The organism is Arthrobacter sp. SDTb3-6 (assembly GCF_013376095.1).
In the GTDB taxonomy this organism is placed as follows: domain Bacteria; phylum Actinomycetota; class Actinomycetes; order Actinomycetales; family Micrococcaceae; genus Specibacter.
The window spans coordinates 84653-99437 of record NZ_JAAMFN010000002.1 but is presented as its reverse complement, the minus strand read 5'-3'; the positions used below and the strand labels follow the sequence as shown (position 1 = coordinate 99437).

The 14785-nt window shown below is 69.3% G+C and carries 11 protein-coding genes; 5 read left to right on the top strand and 6 right to left on the bottom strand.

All coding sequences use genetic code 11. The annotated features are described in order from the left end of the window. Window positions 1-240 precede the first annotated feature (240 nt). Both G6035_RS01415 and G6035_RS01410 read left to right on the top strand, forming a co-directional pair. A complete protein-coding gene (locus G6035_RS01415) occupies window positions 241-2919 on the top strand; it encodes an exo-alpha-sialidase (RefSeq protein ID WP_176615282.1) in 2679 nt (892 codons plus the stop codon). A 73-nt stretch (window positions 2920-2992) separates the two neighbouring features. Then, window positions 2993-3973 (top strand): GDSL-type esterase/lipase family protein, encoded by a 981-nt coding sequence (locus G6035_RS01410; protein ID WP_176615281.1) that lies wholly within the window; start codon window positions 2993-2995, stop codon window positions 3971-3973. A 161-nt stretch (window positions 3974-4134) separates the two neighbouring features. Here the strand turns inward: G6035_RS01410 and G6035_RS01405 are convergent, their stop codons facing one another. Next, window positions 4135-5022, bottom strand: a complete 888-nt coding sequence (locus G6035_RS01405; RefSeq protein WP_176615280.1) for a 3-methyladenine DNA glycosylase — start codon at window positions 5020-5022, stop codon at window positions 4135-4137. A 3-nt stretch (window positions 5023-5025) separates the two neighbouring features. Beyond that, the gene (locus G6035_RS01400; RefSeq protein WP_371130767.1) at window positions 5026-5484 is read right to left on the bottom strand and encodes a MarR family winged helix-turn-helix transcriptional regulator; all 459 of its coding nucleotides are present in this window, start codon (window positions 5482-5484) and stop codon (window positions 5026-5028) included. 100 nt (window positions 5485-5584) lie between these two features. On the opposite strand from G6035_RS01400, the gene G6035_RS01395 reads away from it, so the two are divergent. Further along, window positions 5585-5809, top strand: a complete 225-nt coding sequence (locus tag G6035_RS01395; RefSeq protein WP_176615375.1) for a hypothetical protein — start codon at window positions 5585-5587, stop codon at window positions 5807-5809. 118 nt (window positions 5810-5927) lie between these two features. Beyond that, window positions 5928-6149, top strand: coding sequence for a hypothetical protein (locus G6035_RS01390; RefSeq protein WP_306295615.1), 222 nt, complete (start codon window positions 5928-5930; stop codon window positions 6147-6149). Window positions 6150-6233: 84 nt separating this feature from the next. On the opposite strand, the gene G6035_RS01385 is transcribed toward G6035_RS01390, so the two are convergent. Next, the gene (locus tag G6035_RS01385) at window positions 6234-7520 is read right to left on the bottom strand and encodes an aspartate kinase (RefSeq protein ID WP_176615279.1); all 1287 of its coding nucleotides are present in this window, start codon (window positions 7518-7520) and stop codon (window positions 6234-6236) included. Window positions 7521-7803: 283 nt separating this feature from the next. Continuing rightward, the gene (gene ilvD / locus G6035_RS01380; RefSeq protein ID WP_176615278.1) at window positions 7804-9699 is read right to left on the bottom strand and encodes a dihydroxy-acid dehydratase; all 1896 of its coding nucleotides are present in this window, start codon (window positions 9697-9699) and stop codon (window positions 7804-7806) included. 77 nt (window positions 9700-9776) lie between these two features. Here ilvD and G6035_RS01375 point away from each other — a divergent pair, with 77 nt between their 5' ends. Next, the gene (locus G6035_RS01375; RefSeq protein WP_176615277.1) at window positions 9777-10604 is read left to right on the top strand and encodes a helix-turn-helix transcriptional regulator; all 828 of its coding nucleotides are present in this window, start codon (window positions 9777-9779) and stop codon (window positions 10602-10604) included. A gap of 6 nt (window positions 10605-10610) precedes the next feature. Here G6035_RS01375 and recR read toward each other — a convergent pair whose 3' ends face one another. After that, window positions 10611-11210 carry a recombination mediator RecR gene (recR, locus tag G6035_RS01370; protein WP_176615276.1) on the bottom strand — a complete coding sequence of 200 codons (600 nt, stop codon included), beginning with the start codon at window positions 11208-11210 and terminating at the stop codon, window positions 10611-10613. 51 nt (window positions 11211-11261) lie between these two features. Continuing rightward, the gene (locus tag G6035_RS01365; protein ID WP_176615275.1) at window positions 11262-14750 is read right to left on the bottom strand and encodes a DNA polymerase III subunit gamma and tau; all 3489 of its coding nucleotides are present in this window, start codon (window positions 14748-14750) and stop codon (window positions 11262-11264) included. Window positions 14751-14785 lie beyond the last annotated feature (35 nt).

Here is a 14785-nt window from a genome sequence, read left to right as displayed (position 1 = left end):
CCGAGTGATTCCAAACTCCAGGAATGGGTGTGGCGTGCCTCGCATTCGCCCGTCGCTGCCGGGAGGGGGACGGGCGGGAGGAGAAACATTTGGGCGGTTTGGGCGGGACGCTGTCAATGTGATGCATCACATAGTACCTTGGTACCACATCCCACCTCCCAGGTTGGAGGGCCGGGCAACCGTGCGGGATGTGCCACATCCATCTCTGTGCGGCCGATGGGGGCCGCTTGAAAGGATCACATGAAGTCCACCGATAAATTGCGCCGATGGAAGGGCTGGCCACGGACCACCGCCGCCGGCGTCCTGGGTGCAGGCCTGCTCGCCACCATGGTGTCGCCCGCCATGGCCGCCGTTCCCGCGGCTCCCGTCCCCGTGCCGACCCCGAATTACACGGAGCAGGTGCTTGCCAGCAACGGCGACAACGCCATTGACCCCGTGCTGGGCAAGTACTACCGCATCGTTGCCCTCGCCGACCTGGGCAAGGGCGTGCTGCTGGCGGCCTACGACGGCCGCCCCGACGGCGGGGACTCGCCGTCGCCCAACTCGATTGTGCAGCGGCGCAGCACCGACGGCGGCAAGTCCTGGGGTGCGCCGAGCTACATAGCCCGCGGCCAGGTCGCCGCCCCGGGGGTGCTCCGCTACGGCTTCAGCGACCCCAGCTACGTGGTGGACAAGGAGACCGGCACGGTCTTCAACTTCCACGTCTACTCCAAGGACCAGGGCTTTGCCGGCAGCACCTTCGGAAACGACGACGCCGACCGCCAGGTCATCAGCACCGAGGTCTCCGTCTCCACCGACGGCGGCCTGAGCTGGTCCACGGACCCGGCCAACATGCCCTCGCTGCCCGTCCCGGCCGGCTACCCGGCCGGATCCGCGTATTCCGGGTTCGCCGGCCCGCTGGTCACCTCGGTGGCCAAGCCGGCAGGCGCCACGGTCAACGGCGTGGACAACGTGGGCGGTGTGGCCGGCATGTTCGCCTCCTCCGGGGAAGGCATCCAGCTCAAGTACGGCCAATTCAAGGGCCGCCTGATCCAGCAGTATGCCGGAAAGGTCAGGCAGGCCGACGGCAGCACCCAAATCCAGGCCTACAGCGTCTATTCGGACGACCACGGCAAGACCTGGCAGCGCGGGGCCTTCGTCGGCACCGGCATGGACGAGAACAAGGTGGTGGAACTCTCCGACGGGCGCGTCATGCTCAACTCGCGCGACAGCTCCCGCGGCGGCGGCCGCAAGATCGCCATTTCCACCGACGGCGGCGCCAGCTACGGCGCCGTCCACTATGACTCGGCCCTGGTGGACCCCACCAACAACGCCGGCCTGACCCGGATGTTCCCGGACGCCGCCGAGGGCACCCGGAAGGCCAAGGTGCTGCTGTTCTCCAACTCCAACAGCAGCACCAGCCGCACCAACGGCACCGTCCGCTACTCCTGCGACGACGGCACGACGTGGAGCGCCGGCAAGCAGTTCAAGGCCGGCGCCATGAGCTACTCCACCATCACGGCCCTCTCCGACGGCAGCTTTGGGATCCTGTATGAGGGGGACTCCAACACCATCACCTTCGGCAAGTTCAATGCCGGCTGGGTGGATGCCTTCTGCGACGCCGGCCTGGCGGCCGCACCGGTCACCGGGAACAACGGCGCCACGGTGGCGGCCTCCCTCACCGTCACCAACACCTCGGCCAAGGCCATCGACGGAGCCACGGCGACGTTCGCGCCCCTGCCCGGCTGGCAGTTCGGCTCCGTACAGGTCCCCACCATCCAGGCCGGCGGCCAGGCGGTTGTCACGGTTCCCGTGACCATCCCGTCCTACGCCAAGGCAGGCAGCACCAGCATCACCGCCCAGGCCACCGTGCTGGGCCACGTGCTCAGCGCCTCGGTTCCCGTGACCATCACGGGCGGCGCCACCGAGACCATTGTGGGCGCGCCGATCACCGGCGCCCGCAACGACGCCGGACGCGACCTGGCGGCCGACCCCTACGTTGCCGGGGACGCCGTGCCCTATTCCTTCGCCGTGGCCAGCACGGGCAACATCACCGAGGCCGTGGTGCCGCAGTCCGGCAACTTTGCGCCCTTCCTGCCGCCGGGACCCGGCAACTGCCGCTACCTGTCCCTGCCCGTCTGGGGCAGCTACAACTGCATCACGCCCAAGCACGTGGTCACTGCGGGCGAGGCGGCACAGGGCTTCTTTGTCCCGGCCACCACCTGGCAGGTCACGGGCACCGGCGCGGCAACACAGGACTACACCATCACGGGCGACGAAGTTGACCTGATGGTGCGCAACCCGCGGCTCACCGGCACGGCGTCCATGGCCTGGAACGACGTCGACGGCAACGGATTCGCCAACCCCGGCGACACGGTCACCACCACCGCCACCGTCACCAACGCCGGCAACGTGCCGCTCACGGACGTGGCCGCGGCCGGCACCGCCTCCCCGGTGGCCAGCCTGGCACCCGGGGAATCCGCAACCTTCACGTCCACCCGGACCGTGACCGCGGCGGAACTGGCGGCGGGGCAGGTGGCAGCCACTTCCGTTGCCGCCACCGGGCACAACGGGGCCAGGACGGCCGCCGTCGGGCCCGCCGCAGCGGCGTTGGTCCTGCCGGTGCTCCCGCCCAAGCCGGCGTCCAGCCCCGCCGTCGACCGGGCCAACCTCAATGGCCGGCCGCCGGTCGACCTGGGCCTGCAGGGCGGCAAATACAGCGTCGGCGACACCGTCACGGTGCACGGCGCCGCCGCCCACCAGTGGAGCTACCTCTACCTGAACCAGCACGGGCAGCGCTTTGGCTGGTTCCTGGCCGACGCCCACGGGACCATCACGTTCACGGTGCCGGACGGCACCAAGAACGGCCAGGACACCCTGGTCCTGCTCGACAAGGACGGCAGTCAGGTCTCGTACGGGGCCTTCCACGTCACCCCGTAAGGCAGGCCGGGGACGGGGTCGCGCCGCCGCACGGCGGGGCGGCCCCGTCCCCACCATCGATAGGACTGCTCCCATGGTTTCAGTTCCAGCGCAGTGGACCGGCTTGTTCCGGATGGACACGGACGACGACGGTGCCCGGCATTTCCTCCGCCTGGACCCCTCCGGCTACCTGCCGCCGTCCACCGACGGCCTGGCCAACCGGGCCGCCATGCCCGCCGGCGTCCGTGCCGGCTGGCGCACGAATGGCGGCACGCTCACGGTTGCCGGCCACGGGGCTGAAGGCTGTGCTCCTTACGACGTCGTGGTCAACGGCCGGCGCATGCATCGTCTCCCGGCGGCGGGACCGCACCTCCACGAGGTCGACCTGGCGGATGTGCCGCCACATTCAACCGTTGTTCTGTGGCTCCCGCACTTTGGCGATTTCACGCTGCAGCAGGCGACGTTCGAGGGCGGGACCGTCACCCCCGCCCTCGAGGAGGGGCCGCGGTGGATCACCTACGGCAGCTCCATCACGCACTGCCAGCAGGCCGACGGACCCACCCAGACCTGGCCGGCCCTCGTGGCCGCACGCAACGGGTGGCAGCTGACCAACCTGGGGTTGGCCGGGGAGTGCCAGCTGGACCCCGCCGCGGCGGACACCATCGCCCAAACACCTGCCGACATCATCTCCTTGTGCGTTGGCATCAACAGCTACAACGCGGCCACGTTCTCCGAACGGACGTACGCCGGCGCCGTGCAAGGCTTCATCGCCACGGTCCGCCGGGCACACCCGCACGTGCCGATGGTGGTCATCAGCCCCGTATTGTCCCTGCCGCGCGAGGACAAGCCCAACGCCGTCGGCTGGACGCTCGCCGACTACCGGGCGGCCACCGCCAATGTCGTCGCCCAGCTGCGCCGTCGGGGCGATTCACGCCTGCATTGCATCGACGGCGCCTCCGTGCTCACGGCGCAGGAGGCCTTCGAGCGCCTGCCCGACACCCTGCACCCGGACACGGCCGGCTATGCCATCATGGCCGCGCGTTTGGCACCCCGGCTCGCCGCCGCCCTCGCGTGAACAACCCTCCCGCGCGATCGGGGGTGTTTTTCCCGACCCTTCCGCGCGATCGGGGCGATTATTGCAAACCCTCCCGCGCGAGCGGCGAAAGCGTTGCTAAATAGTGCCCCGGTTGCAACCGGGCGTTGCGGGAAAGCGCCCCGATTGCAACCGAGCGTTTGTCAGGGGGCTGCGTCGAGGCGGTCCAGGGCCTCGCTGAGCCGGGCCCGCAGCACTTCCGCCTCGGCGCTGAACGCGCGTTGCCGGGCCACGTAGTCCGCCTTGCCGGCCGCCGTCTCGATGGGAATGGGCGGATAGCCCCACTCGGCGAGGTCGTACGGGGAGGCCTGCATGTCCATGGCCCGGATCCGCCACGACAGTTCAAAGCAGTCCATGACCAGTTCGCTGGGCAGCGCGGGCGAGAGCTTGTACGCCCACTTGTAGAGGTCCATGTTGGCGTGCAGGCAGCCGGGCTGTTCCAGGTCCCGCTGGTTCTCCCGCGTGGGCCGCAGCTCGTTGAGCCCTGCGGCCTGCGGCGTGTAAAAACGGTAGGCGTCGAAGTGCGTGCAGCGGATCCTGCTTTCCTCCACCACGGCGTCCGTGCCGGCCGGCCCGAGCCGCAGGTCCAGGTACTCGTGCCGGACCTGGTTCGCTTCCTGCCTGTACACCATGGCCCATTCATGCAGCCCGAAGCAGCCGAACTGCGCGGGCCGGGCGGCCGTGCGGCCCAGGATGACCCGGGCAAAGTCCACGGCCTTCCTGCGCTGTGCCAGAAACTGCCCGGCGTCAAGCCCGACGCCGGCACCCGGGTGGGGGCGGTAGAACCTCCAGTCCAGGCGCTCGGCGGCCCCCTGGCCGCGGAGAACCACGCCGGCGCCGGGGTGCCAGCGGCGCAGCTGGCCGGGCTTTTGCGTGTAGTAGGTGAAGAGGAAATCCTCCACGGGGTGCTTCCGGCCGACGGAACGGCGCGCCAGATAGGGAACGGCGTAGCGGTCCACACGCTCGTGGTGGGCGGCCTCCCTGGCCTGCCACGTGTCCTGGTCAAGGAGCTCCGGCGCGGGTGGGGTCATGGTCTAATTATCCGCCATGGCGTCGACGCGGGTGGCGGCCTCGATCAGTGCCATCATGCTGTGGTGCAGGGCCATGGCGGACTCCCGGTCCAGGCCCAGGCGCGCCATCATGGTCCCGGGCACGGACAACGCCTTCCCGCGCAGGGCGGCACCGGCCGGGGTCAGGTCCACGGCCAGGGCGCGGTGGTCCTCGGCCGAGCGGTGCCGGCTCACATAGCCCAGAACCTCGAGCCGCTTCAGGAGGGGCGACAGCGTGGCCGGCTCCAGCAGCAGGGCGGCGCCGATGTCCTTGACCTGGCGCGGGGCCTGCTCCCAGAGCGCCAGCATGACCAGGTACTGCGGGTGGGTCAGCGACAGTTTGGCGAGCACCGGCTTGTAGGCTGCAATGACGCTGCGTGAGGCGACGCTGAGGCCAAAGCAGAGTTGGCGTTCAAGCAGCAGGTCGTTTTCCTGGGCGGACACGGAAGTCTCCTTGAATGGGTGGGCGGAAATTACTTAGTGCACTAAGTAAAAGGGTACTATGGATGCCATCGCCGCCTCCACAGTGAAGGATTACCCCACCATGGCAGACAACTCCCGGGTCCAACGGTTCATGCGCTTCACCGGCCGCCTGCGCCTCATCTTCGGCCCGGCCCACAGCAGCCCCCTGGACCATGAAATGACAGCTGAAAACAAGGAACTGCTGGCCCGCCAGCAGGAAGCAACGGCGCAGTGGACCACCGTCACGCGCGCCGACGGGACAAGCTACCTGGTGCCCAAGGACCCTGGCGACCGTTCCCTGCGATAGCCGGGGCCGCGGCATTTTCGGCCGTCAATTAGGGCATATTTTTATTATCTTTTTGGGTCCGGGTCGTTTAGGATTATGGGATAGCTATCACACGCGTCCAGCCGGAGAGGGGGTGTTGATGATGGCTCGCGACGAGAAGTTCGTCATCAAATTCATGCACGCCACGGAAAAGTTCCAGAAGGTCTTTGGCCCCGCCGACCAAGGTGACTCGGACGCCCCCGTGGTGCACCGCCATGATGCCTTTGAGGAAGCAAGCGAACAACAGCTTGCCCACTTTGAACAGCGGACCGGATCCGACGGGCAGCACTACGCCGTTGAAAAGGACGAAGAAACCGCCTGACGGGGCGGGATGAAATGCACCAGGGGTGCCGGCCGCCACCATGCGGCCGGCACCCCTGGTGTGCTGCCCGTCCCGGGCGTCAGCCTAGCGGCCGGTGCCGCCGTAGACGGTGGCCTCATCCTCGCCGTCGAGCCCGAAGGCCTGGTGGACGGCGCGCACGGCCGTGTCCAGCAGGTCCGCGCGCGTCACCACGGAGATGCGGATCTCGGAGGTGGAGATCAAGTCGATGTTCACCCCGGCGTCGGACAGCGCCTTGAAGAAGCTGTAGGACACGCCCGGGTTGGAGCGCATGCCGGCGCCGATCAGGGAGAGCTTGCCGATCTTGTCGTCGTAGATCAGGTCCTCAAAGCCGACGTCGGACTGCCGGCCGCGCAGGGCCGCCAGCGCTTCCTCGCCCTCCACCATGGGCAGGGTGAAGGAGATGTCCGTCTTGCCCGAGCCCTGCGTGGAGATGTTCTGCACGATCATGTCGATGTTGGTGCGCGCGCCGGCAATGATGCCGAAGATCATGGCTGCCTTGCCGGGAATGTCCGGCACGCCTACCACGGTGACCTTGGCTTCGGACCGGTCGTGCGCCACGCCGGAGATGATGGGCTGCTCCAAGGCAACTCCTTCTGTGAACTTGATTTTGTCGTCGGGGCTGGGCAGCACCCAGGTTCCTTCATGGTCGCTAAAGGACGACCGCACATGGATGGGCAGGCCAAAGCGGCGGGCGTATTCCACGCAGCGCAGGTGCAGGATCTTGGCGCCGGAGGCCGCCATTTCCAGCATTTCCTCACTGGAGATCTTGCTGATCTTCTGTGCCGTGGAGACAACCCGCGGATCGGCCGTGTACACGCCGTCCACGTCGGTGTAAATTTCGCAGACGTCCGCATTCAGGGCTGCGGCCAGGGCAACGGCGGTGGTGTCGGAGCCGCCGCGGCCCATCGTGGTGATCTCGTGGGTGGTGCGGCTCATGCCCTGGAAGCCGGCGACAATGGCCACCTTGCCCTTGTCCAGGGCGGTGCGCACGCGGTGCGGGTCCACGTCGATGATCCGGGCCTTGCCGTGGATCCCGTCGGTGATCATGCCGGCCTGACTGCCCGTGAAGGACTGGGCCACCCCGCCCTGGGCGCTGATGCCCATGGCCAGCAGCGCCATGGAAATACGCTCGCCGGCGGTCATGAGCATGTCCAGTTCGCGCGCCGGCGGGTGTTCGGCCACTTCCCCGGCGAGGTCCAGCAGTTCGTCGGTGGTGTCGCCCATGGCGGACACCACCACCACCACCTCGTGGCCGTCGTTCTGGGTCGCCACCACGCGGCGGGCAACACGGAGGATGCCCGCGGCATCGGACACGGACGATCCACCGTACTTTTGGACGATCAAGCTCATGGGTGCACACTCATCTATTTACGGGAATTCATTCGCTGCCGTTCGCCCCCGAACAGCGCCACGCGCGCGGCCTGTGCGGCAAAGGTGGCGCGTTGGGCAGTTGCACCCAGTTTAGACCCAGCGCGCTGCTGATCTGGAATTGGGGCGTCCACATGACGGACACCGGACCGCGGCCACGCATCGAAAAATGCGCCCGCCTCCCGAAAATGCGCCCTGTGGACGGGGCGCATTCGTGGGGGACGGGCGCATTTTTGCACCCTGCCCGGAAGTCCGGCCGGGGTGGCTAGCCGACGGCGGCCGCGGTCTGCGGGGCCTTCATTAGCACCGTGTTCTCCGGTACCTGGCGCACTGCACCCTTGTCCGCGCTCGTGGCCATTGACGCGTAGGCGCGCAGCGCGGCGGACACGACCCGCTGGCGGTTGGCGGGCCGGTACCCCGTGGTCGCCTCGAGCCGTTCGCGGCGGGCATCCAGCACGGACTGCTCCACTACCAGCTCCAGGGAGCGGTTGGGGATGTCGATGCGGATCAGGTCTCCGTCCTCGACCAGGGCGATGGTGCCACCGGCGGCCGCCTCGGGGGAGATGTGGCCGATCGACAGGCCCGACGTGCCGCCCGAGAAGCGGCCGTCGGTAATGAGGGCGCAGGCCTTGCCGAGCCTGCGGCCCTTCAGGAACGAGGTCGGGTAGAGCATTTCCTGCATGCCCGGTCCGCCCTTGGGGCCCTCATAGCGGATGACGACGACGTCGCCCTCCTTGACGGTCTTGTCCAGGATCTTCGTCACGGCGTCTTCCTGTGATTCGCAGACCACGGCCGGGCCCTCAAAGGTCCAGATCGACTCGTCGACGCCGGCCGTCTTGACCACCGCGCCGTCCATGGCCACGTTGCCGCGCAGCACCGCGAGCCCGCCATCCTTCGAGTAGGCGTGGGCCACGTCGTGGATGCAGCCGCCGGCCGCGTCGGTGTCCAGCGAGGTCCACTCGTTCGACTGCGAGAATGCCGTCGAGGACCGCACGCCCCCGGGGGCCGCATTCCACAGCGCCCGGGCTTCCCCGGTGGCCTTGCCGCCGCGGATGTCCCAGTCGTCCAGCCAGGCGCTCAGGCTGCCGGCGTGCACGGAATGGACGTCCTGGTGCAGCAGCCCGCCGCGGTTCAGCTCGCCCAGCAGCGCGGGGATGCCGCCGGCGCGGTGCACGTCCTCCATGTAGTAGGTCTTGTTGCCGGCCACGTTCGGGGCCACCTTGGCCAGGCAGGGCACCTGGCGGGAGCGGGCGTCCATGTCGGCCAGGTCGTAGTCCACCCCGGCTTCCTGTGCCGCGGCGAGCAGGTGCAGGATCGTGTTGGTGGAGCCGCCCATGGCGATGTCCAGCGCCATGGCGTTGTCGAACGCCGCCGGGGTGGCGATGTTGCGCGGCAGGACGGAGTCGTCGTCGTCCTCGTAGTAGCGGCGGGCCAGTTCGACGGCGGTTGCCCCGGCGCGCTCGTACAGCGCCTTCCGGGCGGTGTGGGTGGCCAGCACGGAGCCGTTGCCGGGCAGCGACAGGCCGATGGCTTCCGTCAGGCAGTTCATCGAGTTGGCCGTGAACATGCCCGAACAGGAACCGCAGGTGGGGCAGGCATTCTCCTCGATGAGGTTGATGTCGGCGTCGGAGATGGCCTCGTCCACGGCGTCGGAGATCGCGTTCACCAGGTCCAGGGAGCGGACGGAGCCGTCGGTCAGGGTGACGCGGCCGGCCTCCATGGGGCCACCGGAGACAAACACGACGGGGATGTTCAGGCGCATGGCGGCCATGAGCATGCCGGGGGTGATCTTGTCACAGTTGGAGATGCACACGAGCGCGTCGGCGCAGTGGGCGTTGACCATGTACTCGACCGAGTCGGCGATCAGGTCGCGGGAGGGCAGCGAGTAGAGCATGCCGCCGTGGCCCATGGCGATGCCGTCATCCACGGCGATCGTGTTGAATTCGCGGGCGATGGCGCCGGCTGCGTGGATGGCGTCGGAGACGATCCGGCCTACGGGGGCAAGGTGCGTGTGTCCGGGGACAAACTCGGTGAAGGAGTTGGCGACGGCGATGATCGGCTTGCCGATGTCCGACTTGGCGACGCCGGAGGCCATCATGAGGGCGCGGGCGCCGGCCATGTTGCGGCCGTGGGTGACTGTGCGTGAGCGTAAAGGAGGCATGGTGACAGTCAACCAGCATTCCCGCCCGCGCAGAAGACGGCGCCAATACTAGTAGTGGCGGTGCTAGATTAGGAGCAATGAATGAAGAACGACGCCGGGAGCTGGGCCAGTTTCTCCGCGGCCGCCGCGCCGGGCTGCTTCGGGCGGACCTTGGCCTGCCTCCCATTGGGCGGAGCCGGACGATGGGACTGCGCCGCGAGGAGGTGGCCGCCTTCGCCGCCGTCAGCGTCACCTGGTACACGTGGCTTGAACAGGGGCGCGACATCAACGCCTCGCGCCAGGTGCTCGAATCAGTGGGCCGGGTGTTGCGGCTGAGCGTGGCCGAACTGGACTACGTGCTGGCGCTGGGCGGACACGCACCCGTGCACGCGTCCGGGTCCCGGGCCATTGATGACATCCCGCCCCATTTGCAGGCCCTGTTGGATGCCCTGGATTTTCCGGCGTTCGCGGTCGCCCCGGATTGGGGAATTGCCGGCTGGAACGCCGCGTACGCGCTGTTGTACTCACGGATCGTCCAGGTGGACCCCTCCGAACGGAACCTGCTGTGGCTCGTTTTTACCGACCCGCAGCTGCGGCAGATGTTGCCGGACTGGGAGGTGACATCGCGGCATTTCGTGACCGAGTTCCGGGCCGAGGCCGGCTCCCGCATCGGTTCGCCGGAGCACACGGCACTCGTGGACAGGCTCTCCGCGGCCAGCCCGGAGTTCGCCGGCATTTGGGGCGGGCGCGGAGTCCAGGGGTTCGCCTCGCGGCAGCGCGTGTTCCTGCACCCGGCCGTGGGCAGCCTGGTGTTTGAACAGCACCGGCTGGTGCCCTCCGACGCGCCGGAGCTGCACTTTGTGCTGTACGTACCCACGCCCGGGACGCCGACGAAGGAGCGGCTGGCCGGGCTTGCAGGCCGATAGGGCCGACTACGTCAGGGCGTTCCGGCGGCCTTCAAAGGCGCGGCCCAGGGTGACCTCGTCGGCGTACTCCAAATCGCCGCCGACGGGCAGGCCCGAGGCCAGCCGGGTCACGGTGATGCCAATGGTCTTGAGCATGCGCGAGAGGTAGGTGGCCGTCGCCTCGCCCTCCAGGTTGGGGTCGGTGGCGATGATGATCTCCTCGATCTTGCTGTCGTTGAGCCGGGTGAGCAGTTCGCGGATGCGCAGCTGGTCCGGGCCGATCCCGGCAATCGGGTTGATGGAGCCGCCGAGCACGTGGTACCGGCCCCGGAACGCGCGCGTGCGTTCCACGGCCAGCACGTCCTTGGATTCCTCCACGACGCAGATGACGGTGGGGTCACGCCGCTCGTCCCGGCAGATGTTGCAGGTTTCCTGCTCGGTGACGTTGCCGCAGATCGTGCAGAACTTGACCCGTTCCTTCACCGTAATGATGGACCGCACCAGCCGCTGCATGTCCTCGGTGTCCGCCTCCAGGATGTGGAAGGCCAGCCGCTGGGCAGACTTCGGGCCGATTCCGGGCAGGCGCCCCAGTTCGTCGATGAGCTCCTGGACTGCTCCCTCGTACACTTTTACTCAATTCTCCTGGATCCAAAACGGGTGGGTGGAAGTGCCGGCCGGTCAGTAGCTGCTGCCGTGGAGGGGGCGTTCCTCCACCAGCTGCCCGCCAAGGATACGCTCCACGGCGGCCTGGCCGGCCACGCCCGATTCCTCGATGGTGACGTCGTCCTCGCTCGGCACGTCCTCAACATACGGGGCGTCCGCCGGCCGTGCCTGGACGCGGCTCCGTCCGGCCTGGGCCTCGGCGCTGTTGGAGAGGCGCTGGTACATGCTCAGCTTTTCGCCGGCTGCCGGGGCTTGCCGTGCCTCGGACGACGGCGTTCCCCCCGACACGTCCTGCCCGCCGTCGCGCGTTGGCGCTGCGGGCGTGTCGCCGTTTCGTGGGGCGGCTGCGGGCGTGCCCGGTCGTGGGGCGGCCGCGGGTGCGCCGGGTGGTGCCTGTGTGGTGCCCGCCGGGGCGGCATCAGTGCTGCCAAGGTCCCGGCTGCCGGTCCCCGGCTGGGCGGAATTCGCACCGGGGGCGGCAGTACCGGCGGGGGACGGTGCGGGCGTGGCCCAGTCGGGCGCCTCGGCAGGGGCGCCCCAGCCGGGATCGGCCACGGTGTTTCGCGACGGGCCGCCCAGGGAGACGCCCCAGTCCTGGGGGGCGTCCTGCTGGTTGTTCCGGCCGGCGGACTGCCCTGCCTGGGCTGCCAGCAGCTGGCTGCGCCGGGGCACCGCAGGTTCTTCCGGCGCTGATGCGGGTGCCTCCGACGGTTGGTCGGAGGGCATGTCCCAGCCCGTGGTCCATGCGGAAATGGGGGAAACCTTGGGCCGGTAGGGTTCCGGTGCAGCTGCCGGGGCAGGCCCGGTTGCGCTGTTTGCGCTGCCTGCCTGGGCGGCGACGGCCGCGGCGGACGGTTGCTGTTCCCTGGCCGGCTCAGAGGAAGGTGCCGGGGCGGGGAGGGCTTGCCCCGGTGCGGCCGGCGGTTGTTGCGCCCGGGCCGGATGCGGTCCGCCAGGCGGTGGCGCCGATTCCCGGAACTGCGGCGGAACGGGTTCCGACCAGTCGTCGAACGGGGGCTCGTCGTCCCACGACGGCTCCTCGGGGATGGGCCCGTCCCACTCCGACACGCGAACACCGGGGCGGGCCCCGCCTGCCGGCTGCCCATTCCGGGTCTCCGGTGCGGAGGGGGCGGGCGCCGGCGCTGCCGCTGGAGCTGCCGCTGGAGCTGGGTGCGGCGTGGGTGTGGCTTCCACGGCGGGAGAGGCGGCAGAGGGTGCAACGGCCTGGGCACGGGCCGGCTGAGGTGCCAGGTCCGGCTGCCGGGCAGGGACGGGCGCCGTGGGGCGCGGCTGCGCGGCAGGGGACGGGCTGGTGCCGCCGGCCGACGGGCCGGCGGGGGCAGGCATGGCCGGTGCAGCGCCGTAAGGCGGCGTGTTGCCGGCTGCCGCGGTGGCAGGGGCCTGGCCCAGGGGAGGGCGGCCGGCGCTGCCGGGGGGCCCCGGGTCAGCCGGTTCTTTTGGGTTTGGCTCAGCGCTCGATCCCGGGTTCGGGGCGTCGCCCGTGATGGGATCGAGCCGGCAGCTGATGCCCAGGGTGGTGTGGATGGCCTGGCGGAGGTTCTCGGCGTGGCCGCTGTTGCCGAATGTCTGGATCAGTGCCGTGGTGGGCAGGGCCACCCGCAGGGTTTCGCCATCAAAGGCACGGGGCACCACATTTTGGTTCACCATGGCCCACGACGCCTTGCGGATGTTGCTGAGGTTGGCCAGGATTTCCGGCCACGCGCGCCGAATGACTTCGATGCCGGTGCCGCCGGAGGCCGGACCCGGGCCCGGACCTGTGGGTGCGGAGGCCTGCTGCACGGGCGGTGCTGCCGGTTCACCGACTGCCGTTTCCTGCGGGGCGGCCGCTGGCGCCGATGCCTGCTGCCGCGGAGTCGCGCGGTGCCCTGCGTCCGCCAGCCGGGAGGAGGGGGCAGTCGTGTGCCATGGCCCGGCGTCGGGCTGTGGAGCGGGCGGCTCTGGAGCGGGCGCAACATCGAGGTCGCCCCAGGTGGGCTGCCGGTGGGGTGCCGGATCCGGGCGGTCCTGCCGTTCCTCGGGCTCGCCGGAAGGACCGGCCGGTACCCCCGACGGTCCTTCCCCAGCCGGCACCGGTCCTTCCCCAGCCGGCACCGGTGCTTCCCCTGCCGGCACCGGGGCATGCTGCACCCTTTCCGGATGGCGGCTGGCAACCTGCGCGCCGGCGTCGGCCTTGGCCTTGGCGAGCTGGGCGCGCACGGCAGCCAGCCCGCCGCCCGGGGCGACGGGGGGAGCGTCCATGGGGGTCGGCATCGTACTGGGGGCAGTGGCGGCAGCCTCCAGGCCCGGCCCGGAGTCCGTGCCGGCCGGGGCGCCGCCATAGTTGAGGCGCCGTTCCATCGCATCCAGCCGGGACGCCATGCCGCGGGCGGAGGCGTCGGCGCCGGGCAGCAGCAGGCGTGCGCCGAGCAGTTCCAGGTGCAGCCGGGGCGAGGTGGCGCCCGTCATCTCGTTAAAGGCGCTGTTGGTGACGTCGGCGGCGCGCGAAAGTTCGGAGGCGCCGAGCTGCGCGGCCTGCGTCTGCATGCGGGCGATCAGCTCGTCGGGGGTGCCACGCAAAATGGCGTGCGCACTTTCGGGCATGGCCTGGACAATGATGAGGTCGCGGAAGCGCTCCAGCAGGTCCTCCACAAAGCGGCGGGGGTCATGCCCGGTCTGGATGACGCGGTCCACGGACTTGAACACGGTGGCGGCGTCGGCGGCGGCGAGGGCCTCCACGACGTCGTCCAGCAGGGAAGCATGCGTATAGCCGAGCAGGTCGACGGCAAGCTCATAGTCCAGGCCCGCCGCCCCGGCACCGGCCATGAGCTGGTCCAGCACCGAGAGCGAATCGCGCACCGAACCGCCGCCCGCGCGGATCACCAACGACAGGACCCCGGGGGCCACCGGCACACCCTCTTGTTCGCACAACCGTGCCAGATACGCCATGAGGGGCTCCGGCGGGACGAGTCGGAACGGGTAGTGGTGTGTGCGCGAGCGGATGGTGCCGATGACCTTGTCCGGCTCCGTGGTGGCGAAGATGAACTTGATGTGCTCCGGCGGCTCCTCAACGATCTTCAGCAGGGCGTTGAAGCCGGCCGAGGTCACCATGTGGGCCTCGTCAATGATGAAGATCTTGTAGCGGTCGCGGATCGGGGCGAAGGTGGCGCGTTCGCGCAGGTCCCTGGCGTCGTCGACACCGCCGTGGCTGGCCGCGTCAATCTCGATGACGTCCAGGGAACCGGCACCGCCGCGCGCCAGTTCGATGCAGCTGTCGCACTCGCCGCACGGGTGGGAGGTGGGGCCCTGCGCACAGTTCAGGCAGCGGGCCAGGATGCGGGCGGACGTGGTCTTTCCGCAGCCGCGGGGGCCGGAAAACAGGTAGGCGTGGTTGACCCGGTTCTTTTCCAGGGCGGCCATGAGCGGGGCGGTCACATGCTCCTGGCCGATCACGTCCGCAAAGGAATCGGGACGGTACCGGCGGTAAAGGGCTGTTGGTGCGCTCACAGATAAAACCCTATCCAATCTGCCTGACAAACCGC